Here is a 13,593-nt window from a genome sequence, read left to right on the forward strand (position 1 = left end):
GTATGAGCATCGACATCACCGAGCGCGCCGATGACATGGCGGCTCCGGCCAACCCGGACGACCCCTTCCTGGTCGTCGAGAACCTGACGGTCAAGTTCCCGACCCACGACGGACTCGTCCAGGCCGTGACGGACCTCTCCTACGTCGTCGAACGCGGCAAGACGCTCGGCATCGTGGGCGAGTCGGGCTCGGGCAAGAGCGTGTCGTCGATGGCCGTGCTGGGTCTCCACGACCCGAAGCACACCAGGCTCTCGGGCTCCATCCGGGTGGACGGGCACGAGGTCATCGGCGCGTCGGAGGAGCGGATGCGGAAGATCCGCGGCAACAGCGTCGCGATGATCTTCCAGGACGCGCTCACCGCGCTGCACCCCTTCTACACGATCGGCGACCAGATCTCCGAGGGCTACCGGATCCACCACCGGGTCTCGAAGGGCGAGGCCAAGAAGCGAGCGGTGGAGATGCTCGACCGGGTCGGCATCCCGCAGGCGGGACGGCGGGTCGACGACTACCCGCACCAGTTCTCCGGCGGCATGCGGCAGCGCGCGATGATCGCGATGGCCCTGGTCAACGACCCTCAGCTGCTGATCGCGGACGAGCCCACGACGGCGCTCGACGTGACCGTCCAGGCGCAGATCCTCGACCTGCTGCAGGACCTGCAACGCGAGTTCAACTCGGCGGTCATCATCATCACCCACGACCTGGGCGTGATCGCCGAGCTCGCCGACACGACGATGGTGATGTACGGCGGGCGAGCGGTCGAGTACGGCGCCACCCGCGAGATCCTCACCCATCCCGAGATGCCCTACACGTGGGGCCTCCTGGGCAGCATCCCCGAGGTCACCGGAGATGCCGACGCCCGGCTGATCCCCATCCCGGGCAACCCACCGAGCCTGCTCAACCCACCCCAGGGCTGTGCGTTCCATCCACGCTGTCCTCACGTGGACAAGGTGCCGGGCGACCTCTGCCGGACCACCCTGCCCGACCTCGTGCCGGGCGACCGCGGGGAGAACCACGTCAAGCGGTGCCACCTGGCCAATCCGGGTGATATCTACACCGAGGAGATCCTCCCGGAGATCGCTCCCGACCTCATCGACCCCGAGACGGGTGAGATGATTCCGGAGCTGGCGGCAGTCGACCCCGACGAGGTTTGAGGGCAGGATGAGCACCGTGACCAACTCCGACATCGAGCGTGCCCCCGACAGCTCGGGGGCACCTGTCGGCAATGACACTCTTCTCGAGGTGCGCGACCTCAAGAAGTACTTCCCCGTGAAGTCCGGCGGTGTGATCCGCCGCACCGTGGCGCACGTGCAGGCCGTGGACGGCGTGTCGTTCACGCTGGGCAAGGGCCGGTCTCTCGGACTCGTGGGCGAGTCGGGCTGCGGCAAGACCACGACCGGCCGGCTGATCACCCGGCTGTACGACCCGACCTCGGGTGAGATCAACTTCGAGGGCAACGACATCGGGCCCCTGTCGCGGCGGCAGATGATGCCGATCCGCAGCGAGATCCAGATGATCTTCCAGGACCCCTACTCGTCGTTGAACCCGCGGCACACCGTGGGCACGATCGTGGGCACCCCGCTGCGGGTGCACAACATGGTGCCGGAGAAGAAGACGCTCTCGCGGGTCCAGGAGCTGCTCGAGGTCGTCGGTCTCAACCCGGAGCACTACAACCGCTACCCGAGCGAGTTCTCCGGCGGTCAGCGGCAGCGCATCGGTATCGCCCGCGCGCTCGCCCTGCAGCCGAAGCTGCTCGTGGCAGACGAGCCGGTGTCGGCGCTCGACGTGTCGATCCAGGCCCAGGTGGTCAACCTGCTGCGCGACGTGCAGGAGGAGTTCGGGATCGCGTTCCTGTTCATCGCCCACGACCTGGCTGTCGTGCGTCACTTCTGCCCCGAGGTCGCGGTGATGTACCTGGGCAAGATCGTGGAGATCGGCGACCGGGAGACGATCTACGAGCACCCCCACCACCCCTACACCCAGGCGCTGCTGTCGGCGGCTCCCGACGTCAAGCAGGCCGCGATCGGTGGCAGGCGCGAACGCATCCGGCTCGAGGGCGACGTCCCGTCGCCGATCAACCCGCCGAGCGGCTGCCGCTTCCGCACCCGGTGCTGGATGGCGCAGGAGATCTGCGCCAAGCAGGAGCCGCCGCTCCTGCAGATCGGCCAGCGGCACAAGGTGGCCTGCCACTTCGCAGGCGAGATCAGCGAGGCACCCGCCCGGCCGGTGACCGCCGAGCTGCTGGGCGTCGACGACCAGGGCAACCCGATCGGCGGCGCGACGACGACCGACCTGCACGACCAGCCCGGCTTCGCCGACACCTGGTTCGACCTGAAGTCGAAGTCCGTCACCTCAAGCACGTAGCCGGGCCCGAGGAACGACGGCCGGGCGTGGACGTGCGCAGATGGCCCTTCGAGACGCCTCGTCCCTCGGGCTCCTCAGGAACCGCGAGCCCACGGCTGAGCCGGCGAAGCCGTGACGGCGAGTCGAAATCCGGTGACGGTGCCTGAAGCGCCAACCCGTACGCTGCACCCGTGGAGGGCTTGTTCGACGACGCGTCGCTGCGCAGCGACGCCGACCTCCCCGGATCGGGCTCCCTGCAGGCGAACACGCACGCCTCCGCGCCGCTGGCCGTCCGGATGCGGCCCCGCACGCTCGACGAGCTCGTCGGGCAGCCGCAGCTGCGGGCCGAGGGATCGCCGCTGCGGCAGCTGATCGAGGGCCGGCAGTCGATGTCGGTGCTGCTGTGGGGGCCGCCCGGGACCGGGAAGACCACCATCGCGGCGATCGTGAGCGGCCAGACCGACCGCGCGTTCGTGGAGGTGTCGGCGGTCTCGGCGGGTGTGAAGGAGGTGCGCGCCGCCATCGACCACGGGCGCGCCGACCTCACCCGGAGCGGCCGCGAGACGGTGCTGTTCGTCGACGAGGTGCACCGGTTCAGCAAGGCCCAGCAGGACGCCCTCCTGCCCGGTGTGGAGAACCGTTGGGTGACGCTGGTGGCGGCTACGACCGAGAACCCGTTCTTCTCGGTGATCTCCCCGCTGCTCTCCCGCAGCCTGCTCCTCCAGCTGGACTCGCTCACCGACGACGACGTCGTCGAGGTCGTCGACCGCGCACTCGCCGACGAGCGCGGGCTGGACGGCGCCTTCCAGCTGGACGACGAGGCGCGCGACCACCTGGTGCGGCTGGCGGGCGGTGACGCCCGGCGAGCGCTCACCTACCTCGAGGCCGCCGCCGGGGCCGCGGCCGCCAAGGACGCGTCCACGATCGACCTGGCCACCGCCGAGACGGCCGTGGACCGGGCGGCGGTCCGCTACGACCGTCAGGGCGACCAGCACTACGACGTCATCTCGGCGTTCATCAAGTCCGTGCGCGGGTCGGACGCGGACGCGGCCTTGCACTACCTGGCCCGGATGTTCGAAGCCGGAGAGGACCCGCGGTTCATCGCGCGCCGGCTGGTGATCCTGGCCAGCGAGGACATCGGGCTCGCCGACCCGACCGCCCTGACCACGGCCGTGGCGGCCGCCCAGGCGGTGCAGCTGATCGGCATGCCTGAGGCCCGGCTCAACCTGGCGCAGGCCACGATCGCGCTCGCGGTGGCGCCGAAGTCCAACGCCGTGACAGCCGCGATCAACGCGGCGAGCGCCGACGTGCGGGCGGGGAAGATCGGTCAGGTCCCGCCACATCTGCGCGACGCGCACTACCCGGGCTCCAAGACCCTTCGAGACGCCTCGTCCGTCGGCTCCTCAGGGACCGAAGGGCAGGGACGGGTGGACTACATCTACAGCCACGACGAGCCCTTCGGGATCGCCGAGCAGCAGTACGCCCCCGACGTGGTGCTGGACGCGGAGTACTACCGGCCGACCTCGCTCGGCGCCGAGGCGGCGGTCAAGGAGCGCTGGGAGCGCATCAGGCGGATCGTGCGCGGACGATAGGCCAGGCTAAGGTCGTCTGCTGTGACCCGGGACCAGACCGTGCTGCTCGCCGTGGGCGTGCTGGCCGTGCTCTGCCTGGTGATGTGCCTGGCGCTGTGGACGGCGCTGGTCCGCGCCCGGCGAGGCGTGATCCGCACCTCCGACGAGCTCGTCGCCCTGCGTCGCCGCCTCGACGATCTCGAGCACGCGAGCGCTTCCGCTGCGGCTCCGATGCCGACATCTGCTCCGGTGGAGTTCGTGATCACCGACCTGGGCGCGCCGAGGCCACCGCCCGAGCCGATGCGTCTCGAGGGCCGGGCGTTCGCCGACCTCCTGCTGCGCGAGACCGTGGTCAAGGCGGCCGCGCTGGCCCAGGGAGTACGCCGAGGCCTCGCGCCGGCGACCCGCAACCGGATCCGCTTCGAGATGAAGCAGGAGGTACGCCGTGCGCGCAAGCAGCGGCGGGCCGACCTGAAGGCCGCGCAGCGCGACCTGCACGCGCGCCAGCGTGCCGCGCTGGCCGTCGACCGCAGGGAGGCCTCATGAGGCGAGGTCTCTGGTTCATGGCAGGGGCCGGCGCAGGGGTCTACGCGATGGTCCGGGTCCACCGGGTGGCCGAGGTCTTCACCCGCGACGGCATCAGCGACCGCTGGCACGCGCTGACACTGGGGGCGCGGTTGCTGCGCGACGAGGTCGCGCAGGGACAGGCGGAGGCCGAAACCGGGTTGCGCGAACGATTCGGCCTCGTGCCTCATGGGGTGCCCGAGCTCGTGGCCGCGGGGCGGGCCGACGAGCGGACACAGGAAGGTGGGAGCTGATGGACACCGCGGAGATCCGGCGAAGGTTCGTGGCGCACTTCGAGGCCGCCGCGCACACCGCCGTGCCCTCGGCGTCCCTGATCCTCGACGACCCGAACCTGCTGTTCGTCAACGCCGGGATGGTGCCGTTCAAGCCGTACTTCCTGGGTCAGGAGACCGCGCCCTACGACCGGGCGGTCAGCGTCCAGAAGTGCATCCGCACGCCGGACATCGAGGACGTCGGCAAGACCACCCGGCACGGCACGTTCTTCGAGATGTGCGGCAACTTCTCCTTCGGCGACTACTTCAAGGAAGGCGCCGTCGAGTACGCCTGGGACCTGGTCACCAAGCCCCAGTCCGACGGCGGCTTCGGCCTGGAGGAGAGCCGGCTCTGGCCCTCGATCCTGCACGGCGACGACGAGGCGCTGCAGATCTGGATGAAGGTGACCGGGCTGCCCACCGAGCGGATCGTCAAGCTCGGGCCCAAGGAGAACTACTGGTCGATGGGCGTCCCGGGGCCGGGCGGACCGTCCTCGGAGATCCTCTACGACCGCGGCCCGGAGCACGGCCCCGACGCGGAGTTCGAGACCACCGAGCGGCTGGCGATGCCGGCCAAGCTCGAGGACCGCTACCTCGAGATCTGGAACCTGGTCTTCATGCAGGACGAGCTGAGCGCGGTCCGCTCCAAGGAGGACTTCGACATCGTCGGTCCTCTGCCGAGACGCAACATCGACACCGGGATGGGCCTGGAGCGCGTCGCCTACCTGTTGCAGGGCGTCGACAACATGTACGAGATCGACGTGATGTACCCCGTGATCGAGAAGGCCGAGCAGCTGACGGGCCGGCGCTACGGCGCGGGTGGCGAGACCGGCCATGTCGACGACGTCCGGATGCGGGTCGTCTCCGACCACGTCCGCAGCTGCCTGATGCTGATCGCCGACGGGGTCACCCCGGGCAACGAGGGCCGTGGCTACGTGCTCCGCCGCCTGCTGCGGCGAGCGGTGCGCTCGATGCGACTGCTCGGCTGCGAGGACCGGGTGCTCCCCGAGCTGCTCCCGGTCAGCCGCGACAAGATGGGCGAGACCTACACCGAGGTGCACCGCGACTGGGAACGCATCTCCCAGGTCGCCTACGCCGAGGAGGACGCCTTCCGGCACACGCTGCGCGCCGGCACCCACATCTTCGACCTGGCCGCCGACGACGTGAAGCGCGCGGGCGGCACGGTGCTCAGCGGTGAGCGGGCCTTCGCGCTGCACGACACCTACGGGTTCCCGATCGACCTGACGCTCGAGATGGCCGCCGAGCAGGGGCTCGAGGTGGACGAGGTCGGCTTCCGCGAGTTGATGGGGGAGCAGCGGCAGCGCGCCAAGGACGACGCCCGCGCCAAGAAGGGTGCCCACGCCAACACCGCGGCGTACCGCAGGGTGGCCGACGAGCTCGGCACGGCCGTGGATTTCACGGGGTATCGCGAGGTCGTCAGCGAGGGCAGCGTGCGCGGCATCGTCCGGGCCGGGGAGGTCGTCGGCTCGGCGGGTGAGGGGGAGGACGTCGAGCTGGTGCTCGACCGCACGCCCTTCTACGCCGAGGGCGGCGGCCAGCTCGCAGACCATGGCGTCATCACCCTCGGCAACGGCGCCCGGGTCGAGGTCCGCGACGTGCAGTCGCCGATCACCGGGCTGATCGTGCACACGGCACGCGTGCTGAGCGGTGAGGTCACGCCGGGGGTGCAGGCGCACTCCGAGGTCGACGTCGAGCGCCGCAAGTCCATCTCCCGGTCCCACACGGCGACCCACATGGTGCACAAGGCGTTCCGCGAGGCGCTCGGCGAGACGGCGACCCAGGCGGGTTCCGAGAACGCACCCGGGCGCTTCCGTTTCGACTTCTCCGCGACCGGCGCGGTGCCGATGGCGGTGATGGAGGACGTCGAGGCGCGGGTCAACGACCTGGTGCTCTCCGACCTCGCGGTGCACGCGGAGATCATGAGCCAGGAGGAGGCCGTCCGCTCCGGCGCGATGGCGCTGTTCGGCGAGAAGTACGGCGACCAGGTCCGGGTGATCTCGGTGGGTGACTGGGCGCGCGAGCTGTGCGGCGGCACCCACGCCGAGCGGTCGGGCCACCTGGGGGTGATCAAGCTGCTGGGCGAGTCGTCGATCGGCTCCGGCGTACGCCGGGTGGAGGCGCTGGTCGGGGCCGACGCCTACCGGTTCCTGGCCCGCGAGCACGTCCTGGTCGCCCAGCTCTCCGAGGCGCTCAAGGCCCGGCCGGAGGAGCTGCCGGAGCGGGTCAACGACATGGTCGAGCGGCTGCGGACAGCGGAGAAGGCGCTCGAGCAGGCGCGGGTGGCCCAGCTGCTGTCGCAGGGTGCCCAGCTGGCGGCGGACGCGGCCGACGTCAACGGCGTCAAGGTGGTCGGACTGCGGCTCGACGGAGCCGCTGCCGGTGACGTGCGGACCATGGCGCTCGACCTGCGCGGCCGGATCGGGGCGGACCAGGCGGGCGCCGCCGTGCTGATCGGCGTCGCGGACGGCAAGGTCTCGGTCGTCGCGGCCGTGAACGACCTCGCCCGCGACCGTGGCGTCCGGGCCGACGACGTGCTCTCGGCGGTGATGCCACTGGTCGAGGGCCGCGGCGGCGGCAAGGACGACCTGGCCCAGGGCGGCGGCGGCGACGCCTCACGGATCGACGAGGCCCTCGCGGCCGCTTCCGCCGCGATCGCCCGGGCGACGGAGGCCTGATCGCGCCCATGCGCCACGGCGTACGCCTCGGGGTCGACCCCGGAGACGCGAGGATCGGGGTCGCCCGCAGCGACCCGACCGGCTTCCTGGCCACCCCTCTGGAGACCGTGCGCCGAGGCAAGGGCGACCTCGCCCGGATCGCCCGGCTCGTGCGCGAGGAGGACGTGGTCGAGGTCGTCGTCGGTCTGCCCCGGTCGCTGTCGGGCGGCGAGGGCCCGGCCGCGGTCAAGACCCGCGAGTTCGCGACCCGGCTCGCGGAGCGGGTCGCGCCGGTCGTCGTGCGTCTGCAGGACGAGCGTCTGACCACGGTGAGCGCGGAGGCTATGCTGCGCGACCGGGGGAAGAAGGGTGCCGAACGGCGGGCCGTGGTCGACCAGGCTGCGGCGGTGCTCATCCTGCAACACGCCCTGGACACCGAGCGGGCAACCGGTCGTCCACCCGGGGAGGTCGTGCCCGGAAGGAGAGTTCGGGGAGAGAACGTGACAGGAGAGTCATGAGCGACGGCAACGCCTACCAGGACCCGCCTCCCGAGGAGCCGCCCGAGGGCTACCCGGTGGAAAGGGAGGCAGGCGACCCGGGCGACGGCGGCTACGACCCCTACTACCTGGGTGGCGCGCGGAAGAAGAAGCGGCGCGGGTTCGCCGGGTGCTTGGCGGTGATCATCGCGTTGGCCGTGGTGGTCGGTGGTGCCTATCTGGTGGGCACGAAGGGCTTCCACTACCTCAAGGACCATCTGTCCCAGGCCGACGACTACTCGGGACCCGGGCACGGCAAGGTGCTGTTCGAGGTCAAGGACGGCGACTCGGTGGGGACCATCGGCCGCAACCTCAAGTCGGACGGGGTCGTCGCTTCCGTGGACGCGTTCATCAACGCCGCGAACGGCTCCAAGGGCATCCAGGTCGGCTTCTACCAGCTCAAGAAGAAGATGAGCGCGGAGGACGCGTTCAAGGTCCTGGCGAATCCGGACAACATCATCAAGGACACGGTGACCATCCCCGAGGGACTGCGGGCGGTCGACATCGTGGGGGTCCTGGCCGACAAGACGAAGTACTCGGTGGCCGACTTCAACGCCGCGCTGAAGAACACCGCGGCGCTCGGGCTCCCGTCGTACGCCAAGGGGAACCCCGAGGGCTACCTGTTCCCGTCGACCTATCCGTTCGGGCCCACGGAGAAGCCGGTCGACATGCTCAAGGACATGGTCGACCGGTGGAAGCAGGCGGCCGTCGACGACGGGCTGGTCGCGGGCGCGAAGAAGGTCGGCAAGACCCCGGCCCAGGTGATGGTGATCGCCAGCCTGATCCAGGCCGAGGGCCGCGGCTCGGACATGCCCAAGGTCTCGCGGGTGCTCTACAACCGCCTCGACGGACCGGGCGACCGGGAGGGCACCAACGGACTGCTTCAGGTCGACGCGACGGTGAACTACGCGCTGCACCGCAAGGGCGTCGTCGCGGTCACCACCGACGAGACCCAGAACACCGACTCGCCGTACAACACCTACCTGCACCCGGGGCTGCCGCCGGGGCCGATCGACTCTCCTGGTGACGAGGCGATCAAGGCCGCGCTGAACCCGACCCCGGGCCCCTGGTACTACTACCTGACGGTGAACCTGCGCACGGGCGAGACGAAGTTCGGGAAGACCTACCAGGACTTCCTCGGGTTCAAGCAGGAGTACGCCCAGTACTGCACCACCTCGGAACGCTGCTAGGACGACCGGACCATGCGCTGTGCCATCCTCGGCGATCCCGTCGAGCACTCGTTGTCGCCGGTGCTGCACCGCGCCGCGTACGCCGAGCTGGGGCTGGGCTGGACCTACGACTCCGTCCGCGTCGCGGCCGGAGGCCTGGCGGCGTACCTCGACGGGCTGGGGCCGGAGTGGCGGGGCCTGTCGCTGACCATGCCGCTGAAGCGCGAGGTGGTGGCGCTGCTGACCGCTCGGGATCCGTGGACCGAGATGTCGGGGGCCGCCAACACGCTGCTGCTCGACCCGGACGGCGGACGACACGGGCTGAACACCGACGTGCCCGGTGCCGAGGCGGCGCTCGGTCGGGCGACGGGTGGCACGCTGCGCAGCGCTCTGGTGCTGGGCGGCGGCGCGACGGCGGCCTCGGTCCTCCTCGCGCTGGCCGAGCGCGGCCTGGAGCGCGCGACCCTGGCCGTCCGTGAGGAGACGCGGGCGGCGGACACCGTCACCGCCGTGGCCCGCCACCCGAGGCCCCCGCACGTCGAGGTGACGTCGCTGGCCGAGCTGGGTCGGTCCGCTGCGGACATCGTGGTCTCGACGATCCCGGCGGCGGCGCAGACCGAGGACGTGCTGACGGCCGTGAGGGAGGTTCCGGTGGTGTTCGACGTGCGCTACGACCCGTGGCCGACGCCGCTTGCCGCTGCCGCCGCCGCCGAGGGGCGCACGGTGGTCGGTGGGCTCGACCTCCTGCTGTGGCAGGCGGTCGACCAGGTCCGGGCGATGACCGGCCGCTTCGACGTACCCGTGGACGCCATGCGGCGAGCCGGCGAGCAGGCGCTGGCCACGAGGTCTCCCCGGTGAGCGTCGCCCTCGTCGTGGTCTGTGCGGCCGCCGCCGCGGTCGCGAGCGCGGCCGTGCCGGCGGTGGTACGCCGGCTGCCCGAGCCACCGCCGCCCGACGCACCGGAGCAGGACGCTCCCGCGGACGCCGCGACCGCCGCGGTGGACCCTCCGCGTCGGAAGCCGCGCCGCCCGGTGCCCGACTTCTCGCTGTGGGGGATGCACGCCCGGGAGCGGGAGAAGGAGCCCTACATCGACCTGGCTGCGGTCCCGCACCTGGCGTGGGGTTGCGCGATCGCGGGTGCCGTTCTCGGCGCCCTGGTGGGCTGGCGGATCGGATGGCACGCGGCGCTGGCGATCACCCTGCCGGTGGTCCCGGTCGGCGTGGCGATCGCCGTGGTCGACTGGCGCACCCGACTGATCCCGAGCCGGCTGGTGCTGCCCGCAACGGCGTACGTCGTGGCGTGCGGGCTGGTGATCTGGCCGATCACCGGCGACCGGACCGACCTGGTGCGCGCCGTGGTGTCGCTGGTGGTGGTGCGGTCGCTGTTCTGGATCTTCTGGTTCATCCACACCATCGGAATGGGCTTCGGCGACGTGCGGCTGTCCGCGCTGATCGGTTTCCTGCTCGGCTACCTGAGCCCCGGGGCACTGGTCTTCGGGATCTGGATCGGGTTCGTCGCCTTCAGCCTCCCGGGGGTCGTCCTGGCGCTGGTCAAGCGGAACTACCAGCTGCTCCGGGTGCCCTTCCCGTTCGGCCCGTTCATGCTCCTCGGGGCAGTGATCGGCGTCCTCGCCGGACAGCCGGCCATGGCCGGTCTCACCGGCTGACACAATCTGTCCATGCTGCGCTGGCTGACCGCCGGGGAGTCCCACGGCCCCGCTCTCGTCGCGATCCTCGAGGGCCTGCCGGCGCACGTCCGCGTCACCACCGACGACGTCTCGGCCGCCCTGGCCCGGCGCCGCCTCGGCAAGGGGCGCGGCGCGCGGATGTCGTTCGAGCAGGACCGGGTGACGATACTCGGTGGTGTCCGCCACGGCGAGACCATGGGCGGTCCGGTGGCGATCGAGGTGGCCAACTCCGAGTGGCCCAAGTGGGAGCAGGTGATGGCCGCGGACCCGGTGGACGAGTCGGTCCTCGCCGACCTGGCGCGCAACGCGCCGCTCACCCGTCCCCGTCCCGGTCACGCCGACCTGGTGGGGATGCAGAAGTTCGGCTTCGACGAGGCCCGTCCGGTGCTCGAGCGGGCCTCGGCACGCGAGACGGCGGCGCGGGTGGCCCTGGGCAGTGTCGCGAGCGCGTTCCTGGAGCAGGCGACCGGCGCCCGAGTGGTTTCGCACGTGATCGAGCTCGGGGGCGTGCGCGCGCCGGCGGGCGTCCTACCGGGCCCGGACGACGTGGAGCGTCTCGATGCCGACGAGGTGCGGTGCCTCGACCCCGGGACGAGCGCCTCGATGGTGGCGGCGATCGACCAGGCCCACCACGACGGCGACACCCTCGGCGGCGTCGTCGAGGTCGTCGTGCACGGGCTGCCGCCGGGTCTCGGGTCCCACGTCCACTGGGACCGTCGCCTCGACTCGCGGCTGGCCGGTGCCCTGATGGGGATCCAGGCGATCAAGGGCGTCGAGGTCGGCGACGGGTTCGAGCTGGCCGCCACCCGGGGCAGCCTCGCCCACGACGAGATCGTGCCGACCGACCAGGGGATCCGGCGTACCAGCGGCCGCTCGGGAGGCACCGAGGGCGGGATGTCGACCGGCGAGGTGCTCCGGGTCCGGGCCGCGATGAAGCCGATCGCCACCGTGCCGCGGGCGTTGCGCACCGTCGACGTCTCCACCGGCGAGGCGGCGGTCGCCCACCACCAGCGCTCGGACGTGTGCGCGGTGCCGGCGGCGGGGGTCGTGGCCGAGGCGATGGTGGCGCTGGTGCTCGCCGACGCGGTGCTGGAGAAGTTCGGGGGGGACGCCCTGGCCGAGACGAGGCGCAACGTCGAGGGGTACCTCGCCGCGCTGCGCGTGCGATGAGGGCCGGATGAGCCCGCGCGTGGTGCTGGTCGGACCGATGGGCGCCGGCAAGACGACCGTGGGACGGATCCTGGCCGAGCGTTGGGGAGTGGTCTTCCGGGACACCGACGACGACGTGGAGCAGGCCGACGGGCGCACCATCTCCGACATCTTCGTGGAGTCCGGCGAGGAGCACTTCCGAGCGCTGGAGCGCGCGGCGGTCGCGCGCGCCCTGGCCGAGCACACCGGCGTCCTCGCCGTCGGCGGCGGTGCGGTGATGGACCACGACAGCCGCGCCGCGCTGGCCGCGCACCCGGTGGTGTTCCTCCGGGTGGGGCTGTCGGACGCCGCCACACGGGTCGGGCTGGGGACGTCGCGGCCGCTCCTCCTCGGCAACGTGCGCGGCACGATGAAGGCGCTCCTCGACGAACGCACACCGGTCTACGAGTCTGTCGCCGTCGCGGTGGTGGACACCGACGGGCGTACGCCGGACGAGGTCGCCGACCTGGTCGAGACGCAGATCGTGGAGGGTCTCGATGGCTGACCCCGCGGTGATCCGGGTGGCCACCGACGCGGCGTACGACGTGATGGTCGGCTCCGGACTGCTCGGGACGCTGCCCGACCTGCTCGGCCCGGAGGTGCAGCGGGTCGCGATCATCCTCCCCGACGACCTGTGGGGGCCGGCGTCCGCGGTGGGCGACGTCCTGTCGTCGTACGACGTGGTCGGGCTGCCTGTGCCGCCGGGGGAGGACGCCAAGACGGCGGAGATCGCCTCGGGGTGCTGGGAGGCGCTCGGTGACGCCGGATTCACCCGGACCGACGCCGTCGTGGCCGTCGGCGGGGGTGCCACCACCGACCTGGCGGGCTTCGTCGCGGCCACCTGGCTGCGCGGCGTCCGGGTCGTCCACGTCCCGACCACGCTGCTCGGGATGGTCGACGCGGCGATCGGCGGCAAGACCGGGATCAACACCCGTGCCGGCAAGAACCTGGTCGGGTCCTTCCACGAGCCGGCCGGGGTGCTGTGCGACCTCGACCTCCTCGCGACGCTGCCTGCGGCCGAGCTCCGGTCGGGGCTCGGCGAGGTCGTCAAGTGCGGCTTCGTCGCCGACCCCGAGATCCTCACGCTGGTCGAGGAGCACGGAGTGCCCGATCCCCGATCACCGGTGCTGCGCGACCTGGTCGAGCGGGCGGTGCGGGTCAAGGCCGACGTCGTCGCCGGCGATCTCCGCGAACGGGGTGGCGAGGCAGGACGCCCTGGTCGCGAGGTGCTCAACTACGGCCACACGATGGGGCATGCGGTCGAGCGGGCCAGCGGCTACGGGCTGCGGCACGGCGAGGCGGTCGCCGTCGGGTGCGTGTACGTCGCGGAGCTCGCCCGTGCCGCCGGGATCCTCGCCGACGACGTCGCCGACCGGCACCGCACGGCGTTCACCCGGGTCGGGCTGCCGACGGGATGGTCCGGCGCGACGTACGGCGACCTGCGTGAGCGGATGGCGGTGGACAAGAAGTCCCGCGGCTCCTCACTCCGGTTCGTGGTGCTCGAGGACCTGGCCAGGCCGCGGATCCTGACCGACCCGGCGGAGGAGCACCTGCGCGCGGCGTATGACGTGATGGCGGGGGGCGCCTGAG

General features: G+C 71.6%; 13 protein-coding genes. All 13 read left to right on the forward strand.

Annotation, left to right across the window (positions count from 1 at the left end; all coding sequences use genetic code 11):
• Positions 1-2: 2 nt before the first annotated feature.
• The 13 genes from VGK78_RS04355 (at position 3) to aroB (ending at position 13,592) form a co-directional block, all read left to right on the forward strand.
• Entirely contained in the window at positions 3-1,151 is a 1,149-nt protein-coding gene (locus VGK78_RS04355) for an ABC transporter ATP-binding protein (RefSeq protein ID WP_331526165.1), read from the forward strand.
• 7 nt (positions 1,152-1,158) lie between these two features.
• A complete protein-coding gene (locus VGK78_RS04360) occupies positions 1,159-2,361 on the forward strand; it encodes a dipeptide ABC transporter ATP-binding protein (protein ID WP_331526166.1) in 1,203 nt (400 codons plus the stop codon).
• A 170-nt stretch (positions 2,362-2,531) separates the two neighbouring features.
• On the forward strand, positions 2,532-3,932 hold the full coding sequence (locus VGK78_RS04365) for a replication-associated recombination protein A (RefSeq protein WP_414690629.1): 1,401 nt from the start codon (positions 2,532-2,534) through the stop codon (positions 3,930-3,932).
• A 21-nt stretch (positions 3,933-3,953) separates the two neighbouring features.
• Positions 3,954-4,457, forward strand: a complete 504-nt coding sequence (locus VGK78_RS04370) for a hypothetical protein (RefSeq protein WP_331526168.1) — start codon at positions 3,954-3,956, stop codon at positions 4,455-4,457.
• Positions 4,454-4,729 (forward strand): DUF6167 family protein, encoded by a 276-nt coding sequence (locus tag VGK78_RS04375; protein WP_331526169.1) that lies wholly within the window; start codon positions 4,454-4,456, stop codon positions 4,727-4,729. The genes VGK78_RS04370 and VGK78_RS04375 overlap by 4 nt, the downstream gene beginning before the upstream one ends.
• Positions 4,729-7,443 carry an alanine--tRNA ligase gene (alaS, locus tag VGK78_RS04380; protein WP_331526171.1) on the forward strand — a complete coding sequence of 905 codons (2,715 nt, stop codon included), beginning with the start codon at positions 4,729-4,731 and terminating at the stop codon, positions 7,441-7,443. Before VGK78_RS04375 ends, alaS begins: the two co-directional genes overlap by 1 nt.
• Before the next feature lie 8 nt (positions 7,444-7,451).
• On the forward strand, positions 7,452-7,940 hold the full coding sequence (gene ruvX / locus VGK78_RS04385; RefSeq protein WP_331526173.1) for a Holliday junction resolvase RuvX: 489 nt from the start codon (positions 7,452-7,454) through the stop codon (positions 7,938-7,940).
• Entirely contained in the window at positions 7,937-9,148 is a 1,212-nt protein-coding gene (gene mltG, locus VGK78_RS04390) for an endolytic transglycosylase MltG (RefSeq protein ID WP_331526174.1), read from the forward strand. The genes ruvX and mltG overlap by 4 nt, the downstream gene beginning before the upstream one ends.
• A gap of 12 nt (positions 9,149-9,160) precedes the next feature.
• Entirely contained in the window at positions 9,161-9,985 is an 825-nt protein-coding gene (locus VGK78_RS04395; protein WP_331526176.1) for a shikimate dehydrogenase, read from the forward strand.
• Positions 9,982-10,794: an A24 family peptidase gene (locus VGK78_RS04400; RefSeq protein WP_331526177.1), complete on the forward strand. Its 813-nt coding sequence runs from the start codon at positions 9,982-9,984 to the stop codon at positions 10,792-10,794. Before VGK78_RS04395 ends, VGK78_RS04400 begins: the two co-directional genes overlap by 4 nt.
• A gap of 12 nt (positions 10,795-10,806) precedes the next feature.
• Positions 10,807-11,985: a chorismate synthase gene (gene aroC, locus VGK78_RS04405; RefSeq protein ID WP_331526178.1), complete on the forward strand. Its 1,179-nt coding sequence runs from the start codon at positions 10,807-10,809 to the stop codon at positions 11,983-11,985.
• Between the two features lie 7 nt (positions 11,986-11,992).
• Positions 11,993-12,508: a shikimate kinase gene (locus VGK78_RS04410; RefSeq protein WP_331526180.1), complete on the forward strand. Its 516-nt coding sequence runs from the start codon at positions 11,993-11,995 to the stop codon at positions 12,506-12,508.
• Positions 12,501-13,592 carry a 3-dehydroquinate synthase gene (gene aroB / locus VGK78_RS04415; protein ID WP_331526181.1) on the forward strand — a complete coding sequence of 364 codons (1,092 nt, stop codon included), beginning with the start codon at positions 12,501-12,503 and terminating at the stop codon, positions 13,590-13,592. Before VGK78_RS04410 ends, aroB begins: the two co-directional genes overlap by 8 nt.
• The last annotated feature ends 1 nt before the right edge of the window (position 13,593 follow it).

It is taken from the genome of Nocardioides sp. (genome assembly GCF_036503465.1).
In the GTDB taxonomy this organism is placed as follows: Bacteria; Actinomycetota; Actinomycetes; order Propionibacteriales; family Nocardioidaceae; genus Nocardioides.